Origin of the sequence: Sandaracinobacteroides hominis, from assembly GCF_016464365.1 — a bacterium.
GTDB classification, from domain to species: Bacteria; Pseudomonadota; Alphaproteobacteria; order Sphingomonadales; family Sphingomonadaceae; genus Sandaracinobacteroides; species Sandaracinobacteroides hominis.
This window is the reverse complement of sequence record NZ_JADCUC010000001.1, coordinates 330,327-348,016: the sequence shown is the minus strand read 5'-3', so window position 1 is coordinate 348,016 and position 17,690 is coordinate 330,327. Positions and strand designations below refer to the sequence as shown.

Annotated in this window: 16 protein-coding genes; 5 read left to right on the top strand and 11 right to left on the bottom strand. The window is 66.1% G+C overall.

Annotated features, from left to right (window positions below; translation table 11 throughout):
* Positions 1-73: 73 nt before the first annotated feature.
* From IM784_RS01800 to dapF, 4 genes are read right to left on the bottom strand one after another with little or no spacing between them, the layout of a single operon-like run.
* The gene (locus IM784_RS01800) at positions 74-685 is read right to left on the bottom strand and encodes a septation protein A (protein ID WP_199553575.1); all 612 of its coding nucleotides are present in this window, start codon (positions 683-685) and stop codon (positions 74-76) included.
* Complete coding sequence (ftsY, locus tag IM784_RS01795; protein WP_199553574.1) at positions 682-1,620, bottom strand: signal recognition particle-docking protein FtsY; 939 nt, start codon at positions 1,618-1,620, stop codon at positions 682-684. Before ftsY ends, IM784_RS01800 begins: the two co-directional genes overlap by 4 nt.
* On the bottom strand, positions 1,617-2,753 hold the full coding sequence (locus IM784_RS01790) for a MiaB/RimO family radical SAM methylthiotransferase (RefSeq protein WP_199553573.1): 1,137 nt from the start codon (positions 2,751-2,753) through the stop codon (positions 1,617-1,619). The genes ftsY and IM784_RS01790 overlap by 4 nt, the downstream gene beginning before the upstream one ends.
* Positions 2,750-3,544 carry a diaminopimelate epimerase gene (gene dapF, locus IM784_RS01785; RefSeq protein ID WP_199553572.1) on the bottom strand — a complete coding sequence of 265 codons (795 nt, stop codon included), beginning with the start codon at positions 3,542-3,544 and terminating at the stop codon, positions 2,750-2,752. Before dapF ends, IM784_RS01790 begins: the two co-directional genes overlap by 4 nt.
* Positions 3,545-3,718: 174 nt before the next feature.
* On the opposite strand from dapF, the gene IM784_RS01780 reads away from it, so the two are divergent.
* From IM784_RS01780 to IM784_RS01770, 3 genes are all read left to right on the top strand, one after another.
* Positions 3,719-3,988, top strand: coding sequence for an acyl carrier protein (locus tag IM784_RS01780; protein ID WP_199553571.1), 270 nt, complete (start codon positions 3,719-3,721; stop codon positions 3,986-3,988).
* Positions 3,989-4,346: 358 nt separating this feature from the next.
* The gene (locus IM784_RS01775) at positions 4,347-5,561 is read left to right on the top strand and encodes an alanine racemase (protein WP_199553570.1); all 1,215 of its coding nucleotides are present in this window, start codon (positions 4,347-4,349) and stop codon (positions 5,559-5,561) included.
* A 112-nt stretch (positions 5,562-5,673) separates the two neighbouring features.
* Complete coding sequence (locus IM784_RS01770) at positions 5,674-6,723, top strand: 1,9-bis(guanidino)-5-aza-nonane synthase (protein ID WP_199553569.1); 1,050 nt, start codon at positions 5,674-5,676, stop codon at positions 6,721-6,723.
* A gap of 32 nt (positions 6,724-6,755) precedes the next feature.
* On the opposite strand, the gene IM784_RS01765 is transcribed toward IM784_RS01770, so the two are convergent.
* From IM784_RS01765 to IM784_RS01750, 4 genes are all read right to left on the bottom strand, one after another.
* Complete coding sequence (locus IM784_RS01765) at positions 6,756-7,835, bottom strand: DUF5694 domain-containing protein (protein ID WP_207791635.1); 1,080 nt, start codon at positions 7,833-7,835, stop codon at positions 6,756-6,758.
* Between the two features lie 64 nt (positions 7,836-7,899).
* Positions 7,900-8,475 carry a PEPxxWA-CTERM sorting domain-containing protein gene (locus tag IM784_RS01760; RefSeq protein ID WP_199553568.1) on the bottom strand — a complete coding sequence of 192 codons (576 nt, stop codon included), beginning with the start codon at positions 8,473-8,475 and terminating at the stop codon, positions 7,900-7,902.
* Between the two features lie 144 nt (positions 8,476-8,619).
* Complete coding sequence (locus IM784_RS01755; RefSeq protein WP_199553567.1) at positions 8,620-9,819, bottom strand: class I SAM-dependent RNA methyltransferase; 1,200 nt, start codon at positions 9,817-9,819, stop codon at positions 8,620-8,622.
* Positions 9,820-10,058: 239 nt separating this feature from the next.
* Complete coding sequence (locus tag IM784_RS01750) at positions 10,059-11,090, bottom strand: hypothetical protein (protein ID WP_199553566.1); 1,032 nt, start codon at positions 11,088-11,090, stop codon at positions 10,059-10,061.
* A gap of 102 nt (positions 11,091-11,192) precedes the next feature.
* On the opposite strand from IM784_RS01750, the gene sppA reads away from it, so the two are divergent.
* Positions 11,193-13,076 carry a signal peptide peptidase SppA gene (gene sppA, locus IM784_RS01745; protein WP_199553565.1) on the top strand — a complete coding sequence of 628 codons (1,884 nt, stop codon included), beginning with the start codon at positions 11,193-11,195 and terminating at the stop codon, positions 13,074-13,076.
* The gene (locus IM784_RS01740; protein WP_199553564.1) at positions 13,066-14,334 is read left to right on the top strand and encodes an APC family permease; all 1,269 of its coding nucleotides are present in this window, start codon (positions 13,066-13,068) and stop codon (positions 14,332-14,334) included. Before sppA ends, IM784_RS01740 begins: the two co-directional genes overlap by 11 nt.
* On the opposite strand, the gene IM784_RS01735 is transcribed toward IM784_RS01740, so the two are convergent.
* The 3 genes from IM784_RS01735 to odhB form a co-directional block, all read right to left on the bottom strand.
* Positions 14,331-14,960 (bottom strand): trimeric intracellular cation channel family protein, encoded by a 630-nt coding sequence (locus tag IM784_RS01735; RefSeq protein ID WP_199553563.1) that lies wholly within the window; start codon positions 14,958-14,960, stop codon positions 14,331-14,333. The genes IM784_RS01740 and IM784_RS01735 overlap by 4 nt on opposite strands.
* 16 nt (positions 14,961-14,976) lie before the next feature.
* Positions 14,977-16,368 carry a dihydrolipoyl dehydrogenase gene (gene lpdA / locus IM784_RS01730; protein ID WP_199553562.1) on the bottom strand — a complete coding sequence of 464 codons (1,392 nt, stop codon included), beginning with the start codon at positions 16,366-16,368 and terminating at the stop codon, positions 14,977-14,979.
* Positions 16,369-16,430: 62 nt separating this feature from the next.
* Positions 16,431-17,687, bottom strand: coding sequence for a 2-oxoglutarate dehydrogenase complex dihydrolipoyllysine-residue succinyltransferase (gene odhB / locus IM784_RS01725; protein ID WP_199554110.1), 1,257 nt, complete (start codon positions 17,685-17,687; stop codon positions 16,431-16,433).
* Between the last annotated feature and the right edge of the window lie 3 nt (positions 17,688-17,690).

Here is a 17,690-nt window from a genome sequence, read left to right as displayed (position 1 = left end):
GTTTGGCTGTTAGCAAACGCAGCAAAGCCACGATAGGCGCCGGATATGGTTAACCCACGACTTTGACAAGTCTTTACATTTCCGGACCGGGCTTCTCAGGCTTTGCCTTGTCCTCCAGCTTGAGGCCGTGGCGCATCAGCATGGGCATTTGTGCAAGTGCGAAGAGGAAGGTGAGGAGCGTGTCGCCCCAGACCTTGAAGTGCATCCAGATGTCGGTGGAGAAGAGGCGCCAGATGGCCTCGTTCATCGCTGCGACGACAAGGAAGAAGATCGCCCAGCGCCAGGTCAGGAGCTGCCAGCCGCGTTCGGATACGCCGTGGAAGGCCGAGCCGAACAGCGATTTCAGATAATTGTTGCCGCGATAGAGGCCGAAGAACAGCACGGCGGAAAAGATCAGGTAGATGATCGTCGGCTTTACCTTGATGAAGGTTTCGTCCTTCAGCCACAGGGTGAGGCCGCCGAAGACGCCGACGAGGATGGCGGAGAACCAGGTCATTGCCGGGATGCGGCGGGTGAGCGCCCAGGAGAAGGCCATGGCGGCTGCTGTGGCGACCATGAACGCGGCCGTTGCGACAAAGATGTCGAAGCGGGCGTAGGTCGCGAACATGACGAGGAGCGGGCCGAAATCGACCGCGAGCTTGGGCCAGCCTTCCAGCTGACGGCGGGGAGGTGTCTGGTCGGTCATGCGGTGGCGCCCGTGAGCGCAGCGGCGAAGGCGCGCGCGTCGAAGGGGCGGAGGTCTCCGAGTTTTTCGCCGACGCCTATGGCGTGGATCGGAAGACCGAATTTCTCGGCTGCAGCGACCAGGACTCCGCCGCGGGCGGTGCCGTCGAGCTTGGTCATAACGAGGCCGGTGACGCCGGCGACTTCACGGAAGATCTCGATCTGCGAGAGCGCGTTCTGGCCGGTGGTGGCGTCGAGGACAAGGATGGTGTCGTGGGGGGCGCCCGGCGCCTGCCGGCCGAGGACACGGCGGACCTTGGCGAGTTCGTCCATCAGGCCGGACTTGTTCTGGAGGCGGCCTGCAGTGTCGACCAGCAGCACGTCGCGCCCCGAAGCGCGGGACTGGTCCATCGCAGTGAAGGCGAGGCCCGCGGCGTCGGCGTCGGGCTTGCCGGAAATGACGGGGATGGCGAGGCGCTCTCCCCAGACCTTCAGCTGCTCGACGGCTGCGGCGCGGAAGGTGTCTCCGGCCGCCATCAGCACGGCGTAATCGTCCTCCTGGAAGAGGTGGGCGAGCTTGGCGATGGTGGTGGTCTTGCCGGTGCCGTTGACGCCGACGACGAGGATGGTGTGCGGGCGCGGGAAGGCGGTGACGAGGAGCGGCTTGGCCAGAGGCTGGAGGATGGCAGCGATCTCGTCGGCGGCCACCTGGCGGACGCGGGCCATGTCGATGTCGCCGGCGAGGCGGGCCTCAGAGAGTTTCGCGACGATGCGGGCGGCGACGGTCGGGCCGAGGTCGGCGGCGATCAGCGCTTCCTCGATGGTTTCGAGGTCCTCCGCCTCGATGCGGCCGCCGCCGGCGAGGAAGACGAGGTTCTGCGTGAGCTTTTCCGACGAGCGGGAGAGGCCCGCGCGCATGCGGCTGAGCCAGCCTGTCTTTTCGGTGACATCGTTCATTGGAAGATCTGGCCGTTTTCGATGGATGCGGGCGTGGCTTGGACGATGGCGCCGCGCGGTTGGGGTTCGCTGTAGCGGATTTTCAGGCCGTGCGGGGTGATGCCGGACTTGCCCTCGCTGACGGTTTCGAGCGGCGTGCCGAGGAAGGTGGACTGGAAGCTGTGCAGGCGTTGCGCGGCGGCTTCGCGCAGCTGGGCGGCGCGGGCTTTGGCGATGTGCGGCGAAACTTGCGGCATGCGCGCGGCGGCTGTGCCGGGGCGGGGCGAATAGGGGAAAATGTGGGCGTGAACGATGTCGGCCTCTGTCAGCAGGGAGAGGCTGTTGGCGTGGGCCGCCTCGCCTTCGGTGGGGAAGCCGGCGATGAGATCGGCGCCGATGGCGATGTCGGGGCGGCGCGACTTCAGGCGCTCGACGAGGCGGATGGCGTCGGCGCGGGAATGGCGGCGCTTCATGCGCTTCAGGATGAGGTCGTCGCCGGACTGCAGCGAAAGATGGACGTGCGGCATCAGCCGGGGGTCGGCGAAGGCTTCGATCAGTGCGTCGTCGGCTTCGGCGGAATCGAGCGAGGAGAGGCGGAGGCGGCGGACGCCGGTTTGGGCGAGGATCGCCTGCACCAGAGCCCCCAGCGTGGGCTTGCCGGGAAGATCCTGGCCGTAGCTGGTGGTGTCGATGCCGGTGAGGACGATTTCGGGGGCGTCGAGGGCGGCGATGCGGGCGAGCGCCTCGTCGACCGGCACGGAGCGCGAGGCGCCGCGAGCGAGGCGGGTGACGCAGAAGGTGCAAGCATGGTCGCAGCCGTCCTGCACGGCGACGAAGGCGCGGCTCTGGCGGGTGACGGCGGCGGCTGGCGGCCCTGCCCTGCCCCATGCCTGCGGCGAGAGTTTCCGGGCGTTGGGGATGATGGTGGCGATGTCGGCGAAGCGGGCCGGATCGAGGGTGGCGGCGCAGCCGGTGACATAGACCGGGCCGGTCGCTGCGCGTGCGGCGGCGCGGGCGTCGCGGGCGGCCTCTGCCGTGACGGCGCAGCTGTTGATCACGGTGGCGCCGGACGGCGCGAGGGCGGCCAGCGCATCGCGCTCGGCGAGGTTGGAACGGCAGCCGTGGGTTACGACCTTCGCCGGTGCTGCGCTCACAGGTCGGTTTCGCCGAGGAAGCTGGTGGCGACAGGGCCGGTCATGGCAATGCTGCCGGTGGGGGTTTCCGCGATGATCATGTCCCCGCCGGGAAGCGACAGGCGGGCGCGGGCGTCGATCAGGCCGCGCTTGCGGGCGGCGGCGAAGGTGGCGCAGGCGCCGGTGCCACAGGCGAGCGTGAGGCCGGCGCCGCGCTCCCAGACGCGCAGCGCAATATGGTCTCGGGCGGCGATGGTGGCGACATTGACGTTGACGCGCTCGGGAAAGAGCGGATCGGTTTCGATCTCGGGGCCGAGGACGGCGAGCGGGACGGCGCCCATGTCGGACACGAAGAAGACGGCGTGCGGGTTGCCCATGGAGACGCCGACGGGGCGTTCGAGTTCGCCCCAGCCGACGGGCATGTCGCCGGTATCCATGGCATAGGCGAGCGGGATGTCGTTCCAGCCGAAGCGAGGGGCGCCCATGTCTATGGTGACGCCATCGCCTGCAGGGACGGCCGTGAGCAGGCCGCCGCGGGTTTCGATGGTCGCTTCGCCGCCGAGAAGGTGGGCGACGCAGCGGGTGGCGTTGCCGCAGCCCTCGGCTTCGCTGCCGTCCGGATTGAAGATGCGCATGAAGACGTCGGCGCGGGAGCTGGGCTCCAGCAGGATCAGCTGGTCGCAGCCGATGCCGCGGCGGCGATCTGCCAGGCGGCGGACGCGTTCGCCGGGCATGACGATGGCAATCTCGCGCGCATCGAAGATCGCGAAATCATTGCCGAGGCCGTGCATCTTGCGGAAACGGGTTGCCATGGGCTTCGCATCTATGGGGACGGGGGGCCGGTTGCAATGGCGGCGGCGCGCAAACGGGCCAGAGAGACGGTTTGGTTGCAAACTCTGCTGCATCGCGGTAAGGCGCGCCCGCTTTTCAAGCCCGTGCGAAATGCTCCGCGCCTTTGAACGAGGTTCCTGCCAACCGTGGCCAGCTTGTCGATCGCATCTTCTGAAACCGTCCGCAATGTTGTCGCCGTGCTGGGCGATGCGCTGGCGCTGTCGCCGGAAGTGACAGCCTCGCTGGAGCGCGACACCGGACTGTTCGGTAGCCTGCCGGAACTCGATTCGATGGCGGTGGCGACGGTTCTGACGGCGCTGGAGGATCGCTTCCACATCCTGATCGATGATGACGAGGTGACAGGCGAGCTGTTCGAGACGGTGGCATCGCTCGCCGACTTCGTGGCAGGCAAGCTGGGCGCCTGATCGCCGGCGGAAGATGAAGCGGGCCTGCACTTGGACCCGCCCCAACGGCCGCAGGCCGCAAGCGCGACCGCGCGCCCGCGCCAATGCGCGGAACAGGATGCGGAGCATCCCAACAAGACCGGGCGAAGCCCGCAAGGCCGACCGGCCGCCCGCGCAAGTGCGCGGAACCTGCGTGGAACGCCAAGCAAAAAACAGCGCGCAAGACCGAGCTAGCCGCCGACTCTAACCGTCGGACGCGCTGTAACAATTTTCCGCTTTACATGGGGGGCCTTCGACCCCATATGCGCGCTCCGCTGCCCCATGGGACTTCCACCGCAAGGCAGTCGTATCTGCAACTGTTCCCCGGAGGTCCCTTGAATTGTACGAATATCATAACGCGCTTCGGGTAGCGTCCGAGCTGCAACCGGCAGCTCCCGTTACTCTAGTTCGCCCGGATGCAGCGCTTGATGCAGCGCGGTTCTTCGTATCGGCGTTCCCTGGCAAGAGCTTCTATGCGGTGAAGGCGAATCCGTCGCCCCATCTCATCGAGACCCTGTGGGCTGGCGGAATCCGGCACTTTGACGTCGCTTCCATTGCGGAAGTGCGGCTGGTGCGCGGGCTGCTGCCCAAGGCGGTGCTGGCGTTCATGCACCCGGTGAAGGCGGAAGAAGCCATTGCCGAGGCCTATCATGTGCAGGGCGTGCGCATCTTCTCGCTGGATACGCATGAGGAGCTGGCGAAGATCGTCCGCGCCTGCTCGACCGACGGCGTGCCGGCGGACGACCTGACCCTTTGCGTGCGGCTGAAGGTTTCGTCGGGTTATTCGAAGCTGAGCCTTGCCTCGAAGTTCGGTATCGGCGTTGCCGACGCCCCTGCCCTGCTGTTGGCAGCGCGGCAGGCGGCTGACGCGCTGGGCATCTGCTTTCATGTGGGTAGCCAGGCGATGAGCCCGGCTGCCTATGCCGATGCGCTTGCCTTTGTGCGGGCGGCGATTGTCGAGGCGGGCGTTACCGTTGACGTGATCGACGTGGGCGGCGGCTTCCCGTCGCGCTATCCGGGCATGGAGCCTCCGAGCCTGGAGACCTATTTCGCGGTGATCGAGCGCGCCTATGAAGCGCTGCCGGTTTCCTATTCGGCGGAGCTGTGGTGCGAGCCCGGCCGGGCGCTGTCCGCCGACTATGCGAGCGTGCTGGTGCGGGTGGAAAAGCGGCGCGGCAACGAGCTCTATATCAACGACGGCGCCTATGGGTCGTTGTTCGATGCGGCGCATGTTGACTGGCGCTTCCCGGTGAAGCTGGTGCGGGCCGACGAATCCGTGGCGGAAGCCGACGAGTTTGCCTTCTATGGTCCGACTTGCGACGACATGGACTATATGAAGGGCCCGTTCGAGCTGCCTTCCGACGTGAAGGCGGGCGATTATCTGGAGGTGGGCCAGCTGGGCGCCTATGGGCAGGCCATGCGCACCGGGTTCAACGGATTCGGTGCCGGCGAGACCGCGATTGTGCGGGACGAGCCGATGGCGTCGCTGATTCCGGTGGACGGTGTGCCTGCGGTTCCGGCCAATGTAGTGAAGCTGGGCGCCCATCGGCGCTGAAGGCGCGCCTATCATCATTCAAGACAGCGGCGTCATTAACGCTTAACACTATGCAGGAATGCAGTCCCCCACCGCTCAGGCGGTGGGGCAATTTTCGATGTTGGAGATATCAATGAGCGAGCAAATCGACCAGCAGCGCAAGGCCGAGCTTCTTTCGAAGAAGGTCGAGCATATCGACATCAAGAGCTTCGATGCGCGTCCGATCATCGACCAGATGGCGAACATGAGCTTCACCAGCCGCGATCTCGCGCGGGCGACCGGCATCTATAACCAGATGCTGGCCGACAAGGATTGCACGGTGTGCCTGGTGATCGCCGGTTCGACTTCGGCCGGCGGCTGCATGGACCTGTATGCCGAGCTGATCCGCTCCAACATGGTGGACGTGGTGATCGCGACCGGCGCCACCATCGTCGACATGGATTTCTTCGAAGGGCTTGGCCACAAGCATTATCAGGCGCTGGAAATCCCGGACGACGATACCCTGCGCTCGCTCTACATCGACCGCATCTATGATACCTATATCGACGAGGAGCAGCTGCAGGATTGCGATTTCACGATCAACAAGATCGCCAACTCGCTGGAGCCGAAGCCTTATTCCAGCCGCGCCTTCATCCGCGAGATGGGGAAGTATCTGGCTGAGCATGGCAAGAAGGACAACAGCCTCGTCAAGCTTGCATACGAGCATGACGTGCCGATCTTCTGCCCGGCGTTCGTCGATTCGTCGGCCGGTTTCGGGCTGGTGAAGCATCAGGTGGACCGCGCCAAGGAGGGCAAGCCCTATATGGTGCTGGACGCCATCGCCGACTTCCGCGAGCTGACCGACATCAAGATTCAGGCCGGCACCACCGGCCTGCTGATGATCGGCGGCGGCGTGCCGAAGAACTTCATCCAGGACACCGTCGTCTGCGCCGAGATCCTGGGCCATGAGGACGTGGAAGTGCACAAATATGCCGTGCAGATCACCGTGGCGGACGTGCGCGACGGCGCCTGTTCTTCCTCGACGCTGCAGGAAGCGGCGAGTTGGGGCAAGGTGAACACCGGAATCGAGCAGATGGTGTTTGCCGAAGCCGGTTCGGTGATGCCGCTGCTGGCGAGCGACGCCTATCATCGCGGCCACTGGAAGGATCGCACCAAGCGCGGCTGGGCGAAGCTGTTCGCCTGAGCCCTGCCGGGTTGGATTGATCGGAAGGCCCGTTACTGCAGCAGCGGTAGCGGGCTTTCCAGTTTCAGGTCGTGCATCATCTGCAGATAGGCATCGAGATAGCCCTTGTGGCTGGAGCCTGTAATCACGAGCAGGCGGCCGCCGGGGATGGCGGTGGCGATTTCGCGGATGTTGCCGGCCATGCGCAGGTTGCGGGTTTCCCACCAGCCCAGGTAGCGGCGGCCGTACAGCTCCGGGGATTGGTGGCGCATGGCGGCGCCGAAGTCGCTGTTGAAGGCGAGTTCTGCCACCGCCGGGTCGTTGTCGTCGCGATAGAGGGCCAGCATCGATTCCGGGGTGCCCAGCTTTGCCTCGCGCGCCGTGGATTCGGCGCGCCGCGCCTGCGCTTCGGGATTGCTCCAGATTTCGGTCATCGCCTGGTCGAAGGCCTTGCTGCTGTTGGCGGTGAGGATGTCGGAGGTGTGATCGTCCATTGCCCAGACGCGTTCATGACCGAGTCGTGCGGCGAGGGCGGCGGCGACGAGGTAGTTTTCGTTGCGGCGGGTGACGCGGCCGTCGATCCAGCTTGCGAGCGCGGGGGTGAGACCATCTTTTGCGACTCGTTCGGCTGGCGGCAGGCGCAGCCATTGCACGACGGCGGAGGACGGCTCGCCGGCGGCGAGGAATGTGAGCGCCAGGCGGCGGCGTTGCGCGGCGGTTGGACTGGCGGGCCAGGTTTCGAGCAGGCGCGCGGCCTCGGCATTGGCTGCCGGCACGTCGAGCCCGGTGGCGGCATTGGCCTCGGCCGTTTCCACGCAATAATTGTCGGCTACGGCCGGATAGAGTGCCGGGTTACGGAGGAGAAAATCGCACTGGACGCCGGACAGCGCCTCGATGGCGATACGGTCGGGTTTCCAGCCGGCGAGGCGGCTGTTGACGAGCGAGAGGCTATTCGCGTCGATGCGTTCGGGAAGGCCCGACAGGTGCGAAGAGCCGAGGACCATCACTTGCGTAGGATTTCCAGCGAGCGGCGCCTTGTGATTGCGCGGGTCGAATGCGGCCGATTGGGCGGACGCTGCGAGCAGGCAGCCGGTGGCGGCTGCGACAAGATAGTTCAAACGGGCATGATGCATTGCTGCTTCTCCTGCCCTCTCTCGCCCGCATGCCTAGCAACGGCGAGAGAGGGTGAGAAGCCGTTTAGGCGAGGGTGCTGGCGATCGGGCCGCGGCGGCGGGCGAAGCCGACCATGCCGAAGCCGGCAATCAGCATCACCCAGGTCGCGGGCTCGGGAACGCCGGCCACCGTGAGGTTGGATATGCCCCAGCCTTCGTCGCCCAGGCCCTGGCCGTTGCCGGAATAGCTGAGCGTCAGCGTGTTGCTGCCGGCGGTCAGTGCGAGCGGTACGGAGAACAGGCCGGTGCCGCCGGCCCAGCCGCCGGGCGAGGAAACGCTGATCGAGCTGCCGACGGGGGCGAACCAGACGACGTCGTTGCCGCCGCCGCCGAGATTCCAGCTGCCCTGCAGGATGTCGGTGCCGTTGAGGCTGACCGTGAAGATGTCGGTATAGCCATTGCCGGCGCCGTCGAGCGAGGCGTAGCCGTGCAGCGTGAAGCTGGCGAGGCCGGCGCCTGCCGGCGCGTTGAAGTTGAAATCGACCGAATTCGGGCTTTCAAGCGCGCCGGTGGGGGCGGCCTGCGTGTAGAGCACTGCTGCCGACGATGCGGTGGAGAACGCCGCGAAAGCGGCGGCTGCGAGGATATGAGCGACCTTCATTTTCTTTTTCTCCCGGTGTCGTTCTTGCGCGACGGGGTTTGAATGGAACGCAACTACATTCTGGCTCTTAGCGAGTTTTGTTGACCTATGCTGTGACGAATTGTTGCGCGGATCAGCGCTGATACTGCCAGTTGCGGGCCTCCTTCAGCGGCGGAACTCGGCTACCAGCTCGATATGGGTGGACCAGCGGAACTGGGCAACCGGCCAGAGGCGGTGCAGTGTGTAGCCGCCCGCGACGAGGCATTCGGCATCGCGGGCGAAGGTCGCCGGGTTGCAGCTGACCGCGGCGATCACCGGCACCTTGCTTTGCGCCAGTTCCCCCATCTGGGCGATGGCGCCGGCGCGCGGGGGATCGATGACGACGGCGTCGAACTTGCCCAGTTCGTCTGCCGGAAGCGGCTTGCGGAAGAGGTCGCGGTGCTGGGTGACCAGTGCCCTGCCCGCGCGTCGGGCGGCTTCGGCCAGGGCGCGGATTGCCGGCCCGGCGCCATCTGCAGCGGTGACCGCTGCCGTTCGCGAAAGCGGAAGCGCGAAGGTGCCGCTGCCGGCGAACAGATCGGCTAGCTGGCCGGCGCTGCCGACGATCAGGGTGACGGCTTCGACCAGCGCAGCTTCGCCATCGGCAGTTGCCTGCAGGAACGCCGCCGGCGCAAGCGTGACGGTGACGCCGCCCATGCGGATGCTGGGTTCGGCGCGTTCCACCAGCGTTTCCACCCCCATCGGCCCTTCGAGGCTGAGGCGGGCAAGGCCGGTTTCCCGCGCGAAGCCGGTGAGGCCCTCGATCACGGGAAGCGAGTTCGCCTGCAGATTGGAGAGCAGGAGATCGACGCCCTGATCCGTCAGCGTCATGGTGATGCCGATTGCGGAGCGCTCTGCTAGATGCGGCCCGAGTATCTGGCGCAGGGGGGCGACGAGTTCGAACAGTTCCGGGCGGAGGACCGGGCATTCGGCGATATCGACGAGGCTGTGCGCGCCTTCGGCGTTGAAGCCGACCCTGACCTGCCCTTTGGTCCGGGTTGCCCGCATGGCAGCGCGCCTCCGGCTGTGGGCGGGCGAGACATGGACCGGCATTACCTCTGTTGGAACGATTCCGGCGCGCTCCAGCGGGTGCAGGATCCGATCGCGCGCGAATTCGGCGATCAGCGCGTCGGGGACATGCTGAAGCTGGCAGCCGCCGCATGCGCCGAAATGGCGGCAGGCGGGTTGCTGGTGGTTTGGCCCGGGGAGGATGGCGCCATCTTCGTCCACGCCATCGCCGGGAACGGCGCGGGCAATGTAGCGTCCGTCTGCGGTGACACCGTCTCCGCGAGCGGCAAGTCGAACGATTGTGGCTATTTCAGGCATTTCATTCATGTGGCTGCAAGGTTAAGGATAACATGGCGGGGGCGCTAAGTTGCTGGAATAGGTTATCCGAATGTTGAATCCCACCGTCGTTGTCGTCCTGGGCCTTGGGTTGGTTGCGGCCTGCGCGCCTGCACCGCTCTATACGGCCTCTGGCGCGCACCGCGGCGCGGTGACGTACGGTGAAATTCCCCGGGATGCACGCGGGGAGCCGGTGTGGGCAGCGATTCGCCCGGCGCCCGTCACGGAGCCGCAGGCAGCCTGGCAGCCCAAGGCGCCGGCAGCTGTGCAAGAAGGCGACGACGGAGATGCCCCCACGCCGCCGAAAGCATGACGAGGAAGCTGCCGAGAATCAGCGCCGTGAATCCCCAGGCCGTGGCGACTTCGCCGGCCTCGAACAGACCGTTCAGCGCCCAGAGGACATAGGCGAGAGCCGATACCAGTAGCGCGCGGCGATCGATGGCCAGTGCGACCAGCGTAAGCGCTGCATAGGCAATGAGCACGACGGCGGCAGACGCCGGGCCGGGATGATCCACGATTCCGGACAGCGCAAACACCGGGTGCACGATCAGTGGCGCTGCCAGCAGGTGCAGCCAGAAGGCGATATCGGTGTTGCGCGACAGGCGCAGGCGATCGCTGACATCGTAGCGCATGGCGAGCGTGAAGATGGCGAGGCCGGCGATCAGGCAGGCGATGAGGATCGTGGGCTGGCTGGGGATCAGCGTGCCCGCCAGCGCAACCAGCCCGATGGCGAGACCGGCTGCACCGGCCGCAAGCGTGATCGGCACGCGGAACCGCCTCCAGTGGCCGGCGGCGGCGGCCGCGCCGGCGAGGCCGGCAACCAGCAGCGGTGCAAAGATCGCCGCGACCTGCCCTGTCTGGCGAAACTGAGCCATGGCCGCGCCCCAGTGGCCGCCGCCTGTGACGGCAAGGAAGGTGAAACCGAAGACTCCGCCGACGAAGGCCAATAGCAACACGATCGAGGGAAGCGCCATACGGCGCTTCCGCGTGAAATACTCCGCCAGTGCCCAACTGCCGATGGCGACGCCGGCCGTAGCGGGAAGCGGAGGCAGCAGCGAGCCGATGGCGACGAGCAGCAGGATGCAGGCGAGCGTCACGAAGATGTCGTTGAAGCCGGTGAGGAAGCGGAAGCTTTCGTTGTCCGGCCCTGCCGCGCCTTCGCTTCGGCTGGCGGCGAAGGCAAGCAGCCGCAGGCGGGCCTGATTGTCGATGATGCCGGCCTCTACGGCGGCGTCCAGATCGTCTCGGTTCATGGCCGCAAGGATTCGACCGGCGCGGGGCGCAAGTCAACAGTGGTGCATTGCAGTTTTGCCGCTCTTCGCTAAGGCTGGCTGCCTGACCTGGAGCAAATTCGTATGCAGTTTCTGAAAAGCGCGTGGACCTTCCTGGTGGGTGTGAAGGACGCGCTTGTGCTGCTGTTCATGCTGCTCATCTTCGGGCTGCTGTGGGCGGCCGTATCCTCCAATTCGCCGAAGATTTCGGTGCCCGAAGGGGCGGCGCTGAACATCGACCTGGATGGCCTTCTGGTGGACCAGATGAGCGAGCGGTCGCCTGTGGCGCTGATCTCCGGCGAGCCGGTGATCCCGGAGACGGAGACGGCAGCGCTGGTGAAGGCGATCCGCCAGGCGGCCGAAGACCCGGCGATCAAGATGATCACGCTGGATCTGGACGGCTTCATGGGCGGCGGGCTGGCCAATCTGGAAAGCGTCGGCGCCGCGCTCGACAAGTTCAAGGCGAAGGGCAAGCGCGTGGAGGCCTGGGCGACTGCCTATGGCGACGACGGCTATTACCTCGCCTCGCACGCGAACAGCATCGGCATTTCGCCAATGGGGGCGGTGATGATCTCCGGGCCGGGCGGCAAGGGGCTCTATTTCAAGGATGCGCTGGACAAGCTGAAAGTGGACGTGGAGGTGTTCCGCGTCGGCACCTACAAGAGCTTTGTCGAACCCTTCACCCGCAACGAGAGTTCACCGGAGGCGAAGGCGGCCGACCAGATGCTGGCCGACGATATCTGGGCGAACTGGCGTGCGGGCGTGGAGCGGCAGCGCAAGGGGCTGGATATGGCGGCGCTGCTGGAAAGCTGGCCGCAACGGGTGGCCGGCGCCAACAAGGATCAGGCGGAGCTGGCGAAGGACGCCGGGCTGGTCGATGCCGTGCTGAGCGAGGCGGCCTGGAAGGACGCCCTGCAGGAGAAGCTGGGCAAGGGTGACGACCCGGATGTTCCCGGCGACTACAAGCGGATCGAGGTGGCCGATTATTGGGCTGCAAAGCAGCCGATTTCGGAAAGCGGGCCCGCCGTGGCAGTTGTGCATGTGAGCGGCAACATCGTCGACGGTGAGGCGCCTGCCGGACAGGCCGGTGGCGACACGATTTCGAACCTGATCCACGATGCAGTTGCCGATGGCGATGTGCAGGCGCTGGTGGTGCGGGTGGATTCCGGCGGCGGATCGGCGCTGGCCTCGGAGCAGATCCGGCAGGCGATGCTGGAAGCGAAGAAGGTAAAGATGCCGGTGATCGCCAGCTTCGGGCCGGTGGCCGCGAGCGGCGGATACTGGGTGGGTGCGGGGGCGGATGCGATCTATGCCAGCCCCTCCACCATCACCGGTTCCATCGGCGTGTTTGGCATCATCCCGACCTTTGAGCGGACGTTGAAGGGTCTGGGGATTTCGACCGACGGGGTGTCGACGACGCCCTTTTCGGGGCAGCCGGATGTGGCGGGCGGGCTGAACGACCCGACTCGGGCACTGATCCAGGGCGGTGTCGAGGACATCTATCGCCAGTTCGTGACGATGGTGGCGGCGTCGCGGAAGATGCCCGTGGCCGAGGTGGAGAAGGTGGCCGAGGGACGCGTCTGGTCCGGATCGCGGGCGAAGCAGCTGAGATTGATCGACCAGTATGGCGATCTGGATGCGGCCGTGCGCGAGGCGGCGCGGCGTGCCGGGATCAAGGGTGAACCGCGGGTGGTGACGATGGCGCCGGCCGAGCCGTTGCTGCTGCAGCTCGTCAATCGCCTGACCGGCGCGGAAAGCGGTGGGGCGGCTCCTGCAGATGCGCTGGCGCGGGCGGTTGCGGCTTCGCGGATGCGGGCGGCCGCGCAGGTGCAGGCGGCGATCGCGGTGGCGAAGGGGCCGTCGATTCAGGCGCATTGCATGACCTGCGTGCGCTTTGGCGTGCCGCAGCCGGCGGGAGATCCGCCCGCTTCGGTTACGTCGCTGGTGAAGGCGCGCCTTGGCCTCTGAGCCGGGGCTCCGCCGGGCGATCGGGCCCTTCGGTGCGGCGCTGATCACCTTCAACGGGATCGTCGGTGCCGGAATCTTTGTGCTGCCGGGGCTGGTACACACGGAATTCGGCGCCTTTGGGCCATGGCTGTTCCCGCTGTTCGGGCTGACGATGCTGGTGATGGTGTTGCCGCTGGCGGCGGCGGCCGCGCGGTTTGAGATCAGCGGTGGGCCGGTTGCCTATGTGGGGACGGCGTTCGGGCCGTTTGCCGGGTTTCAGGCGGGTTGGCTGTTCACGCTGGCGAAGCTGACGGCGCTTGCGGCCAATGCCAATGTGTTTGCTTCCTATTTCATCGGCCTGTTCCCCGGGTTGAATTCGGCCTTTGCCGTACCGTTGATCCTGACCGTGCTGATCGGCGTGCTGGTCGTTGCGAATGTGGTTGGGGTGAAGCAATCGATCCGGCTGCTGGCGGCGGTTTCGGTCGCCAAGGTGCTGCCGCTGATCCTGCTGGTTGGCGTGGCGCTGTGGATGTTCGGCGTCGAGCTGCCGGCGCCCGGGCATCTGCCGACCTTGTCGAAGGTGGAGGCGAGCGCGCTGATCCTGCTCTATGCCTTTGTCGGGTTCGAGAATGTGCTGGTGCCGGCTGGCGAAACGCGGGAGGCCAAGCGCACGATACCGCGCGCCTTGTTGCTGACGCTGTTGCTGACGACGGCCTTTTACATGCTGATCCAGTTCGGCTTTCTGGCGGTCGATCCGCCGGCGAGCGGCGATGCGCCGCTGATGGCCTGGGGGACTGTGATCCTTGGCCCGAGCGGTGCGCTGGTGGTGGCGTTTGCGGCGCTGGCTTCGCTGGCGGGAAATCTGCACGGCAATTTGCTTTCGTCGCCGCGGCTGTTGTTTGCGATGTCGGAACGTGGCGTGCTGCCGGGATGGTTCGGGCAGGTGAACGCGCGGTTCGGGACACCGGTGAATGCAATCCTGGCCTTTGGCGCGGTCGCCTTGTTGATGGCGCTGACCGGCAGCTTCGTGTGGCTGGCGGTTCTGGGGACGATTGCGCGACTGTTCCTGTTCCTGCTGGTCTATGCCAGCCTGCCGAAGCTGCGCGCGGATGCCGGCGAGCGGTCCCTGCCGCCGCTCGGGCTTACGGTCGTTCTGCTGCTGGCGACGGCGCTGTGCCTGTGGGCGATTTCGCAGACTGAGCGGGATTCCTGGGTGATGCTTGGGGCGACGGTGTTGGTTGGCAGCACCCTCTATCTATTCGCGAAACGGCGCCGCTAGCCGGGATGGATCGGCAATTTCCAGCCACGTGAGATGGCGCCGGCGCGGATGATGAAGGCGACAAGTGCCCCTGCCCCGCCAGCCACCCAGCCGTTCAGGCCTGCGCCCGCCGCCAGCAGAACGGTGACGGCGGCGCCGGCTATGGCCGCCGTTACATAGATTTCACGCTGCATCAGGATGGAGGGCTGGCCGGCGACGATGTCGCGCAGAACGCCGCCGAAGGTGGCGGTGATGACGCCCATGAGGACGGCGGGGACCGGATCGATGCCGAAGCTGAGCGCCTTCAGCGAGCCGAAGGCGCAATAGGCTGAAAGCCCCAGCGCATCGAGCCAGCGCAGTGGCTTGCCCGGCCACTGGTCTGTGCGGAGGAACCAGACGGCGAAGGTGGCAAGCAGGCAGACAGCGATGAACCAGCTTTGCACGGTCCAGAAGACGGGGGCGCCGATCATCAGGTCGCGGATGGTGCCGCCGCCCATTCCCGTCATCCCGGCGAAGAAGGCGCAGGTGACGAAATCCTGCCGGACGCGGGCTGCCACCAGTGCGCCCGTAATGGCGAAGATGAAGACGCCGACATAGTCGAGCGCGATGAAGATCCGGCGAAAATCCTCCAGCGCTACCGATTCCATCAGAAGTGGACTGGCATCAGATATGTATCGGCTTGCCCGTCACCGCCATCGCGGCCTCTTTCAGCGATTCCGCGTGGGTGGGGTGGGCGTGGCAGGTGAGCGCGATATCTTCGGACGAAGCACCCATCTCCATCGCCAGCGCGGCTTCGGCGATGAGCGTGCCGGCCAGGCGGTTCAGGATCCAGACGCCAAGGACGCGGTCGGTCCTGGCATCGGCGATGATCTTCACCCAGCCGTCGGTGTCCTGGTTGGTCTTGGCGCGGCTGTTGGCGAGGAATGGGAAGCGGCCGACCTTGATCTCGCCCTTTTCCTTCGCGGCCTCTTCCGTCAGGCCAACGCCGGCGATTTCGGGCATGGTATAGACGACCGATGGGATGACATCGTGGTTCACATAACCGGTGCGGCCGGCGATGTTGTCTGCAACAGCGACACCCTCGTCTTCGGCCTTGTGCGCGAGCATCGGGCCGGGGGTGACGTCACCGATCGCCCAGATGCCGGGGACGTTGGTGGCGAGATAGTGGTCGACTTCGATCTGGCCGCGCGGGTTGAGCGCCAGGCCGGCCTTTTCGAGCGCGAGGCCATCGGTGTTCGGGCGACGGCCGATGGAGACGAGGACGACGTCAGCTTCCAGCGTTTCGGCGGCGCCGCCGGCTGCCGGCTCCAGCGTGAGCGTAGCGCCCGACTTGCCGGTCTTCACGCCCGTCACCTTGGTGCCGGTGCGGATTTCCATTCCCTGCTTCGACAGGAGCTTTGCCGAATCCTTGCGGATTTCGCCGTCCATGCCGGGGAGGATCTGGTCCAGATATTCGACGACGGTGACCTTGGCGCCGAGGCGCCGCCAGACCGAGCCGAGCTCCAGGCCGATGACGCCGCCGCCGATGACGACGAGGTGGCCGGGGACCTTCGCAAGGCTGAGGGCGCCGGTGGAATCGACGATGACGCCCTTGGCGTTGTCGATCTCCGCGCCCGGGAGCGGGGTGACAGAGGAGCCGGTGGCGATGACGATGTTCTTCGCCGTGTGCGTCTCGTCGCCGACCTTGATGCTGTTCTTCGATTCGAAGCTGGCGTGGCCCTTCAGCCAGTCGACCTTGTTTTTCTTGAAAAGGAAGGCGATGCCGTCCGTCAGGCCCTTCACCGACTTGTCCTTGGAGGCCATCAGGCCGGCATGGTCGATGCTGGCGCTGGCAGTGATGCCGAACTTCTTCAGATGGCCGCCGGAGACTTCTTCATAGAGTTCCGAGGCGTGCAGCAGCGCCTTCGACGGTATGCAGCCTATGTTGAGGCAGGTGCCGCCCAGCGTTTCGCGGGATTCGACGCAGGCGGTCTTCAGACCATTCTGCGCGGCGCGAATGGCGGCGACATAACCGCCCGGGCCGGAGCCGATGATGATGACGTCGTAATCGGACATGGCGCTGTCTCCGGCGAGGGCGGGACTGAACCCCGGCCTTCGCCGGGGTGACACGTGTTGGCTTACAGGTCGATGACGAGGCGCGTGGGGTCTTCCAGCGCTTCCTTCACGCGGACGAGGTAGGTGACGGCTTCGCGGCCGTCGATCAGCCGGTGATCGTAGCTGAGCGCCAGATACATCATCGGACGGATGACGATCTGGCCCTTCACGACGACGGGGCGTTCCTCGATGCGGTGCATGCCCAGCACGCCGGATTGTGGCGGGTTGAGGATGGGGGTGGACATCAGCGAGCCGAAGACGCCGCCGTTGGAGATGGTGAAGGTACCGCCCTGCAGTTCCTCCAGCTTCAGGGCGCCGTCGCGGGCGCGTTTGCCGAAATCGGCGATTTCCAGCTCGATCTGGGCGAAGCTCTTGGAATTGGCGTCCTTCAGGATCGGGACGACGAGGCCGCCCGGGCCGGAAACGGCAACGCCGACATCGAAATAATTGTGGAAGACGATTTCGTCGCCTTCAATCCGGGCATTTACGCTCGGCACGTCCTTGGCGGCCAGCGCGCAAGCCTTCACGAAGAAGGACATGAAGCCGAGGCGGACGCCGTGCTTCTTCTCGAAGGCGTCCTTGTAGCGGTTGCGGGCATCCATCACCGCCGTCATGTCGACGTCGTTGAAGGTGGTGAGCATCGCGGCCGTGTTCTGCGCTTCCTTCAGCCGGCGGGCGATAGTTTGCCGCAGGCGCGTCATGCGGACGCGTTCTTCGGCGCGACCAACAGAGGCGGCGGGAGCTGCCGATGCAGCGGCTGCTGCGGGGGCGGCGGCGGCCTTCACCTTGGCGGTGCCGGCCTCGATGGCGGCAAGCACGTCGCCCTTCGTCAGGCGGCCGTCCTTGCCGGTGCCGGCGATGCTGCTGCTGTCGAGGTTGTAGGTTTCGACGAGGACGCGGACGGCGGGGGCCAGCGCTTCGTAGGTGGCGGGGGTTGCCGACGGAGCAGCGGCGGGGGCCGGTGCTGGTGCAGCGGGTGCTGCAGCGGCAGGCGCCGGTGCAGCGGCCGGTGCCGGAGCGGCGGGTTTGGCGGCAGCGGCGGCGCCGGCTTCGATGCGGGCAATGATGGCGCCCACCTGCACGGTGTCGCCTTCCTTCACCAGCTGCTCGGTGAGCACGCCATCGGTTGGCGCGTTCACTTCGACGGCGACCTTGTCGGTCTCCAGGCTGACGATGGGCTCGTCGGCCTTCACCGCTTCACCCGGCTTCTTCAGCCATTGTCCGATCGAAGCTTCGGTGACGCTTTCGCCGAGCGCCGGAACCTGGACGTCCATTAATATCCC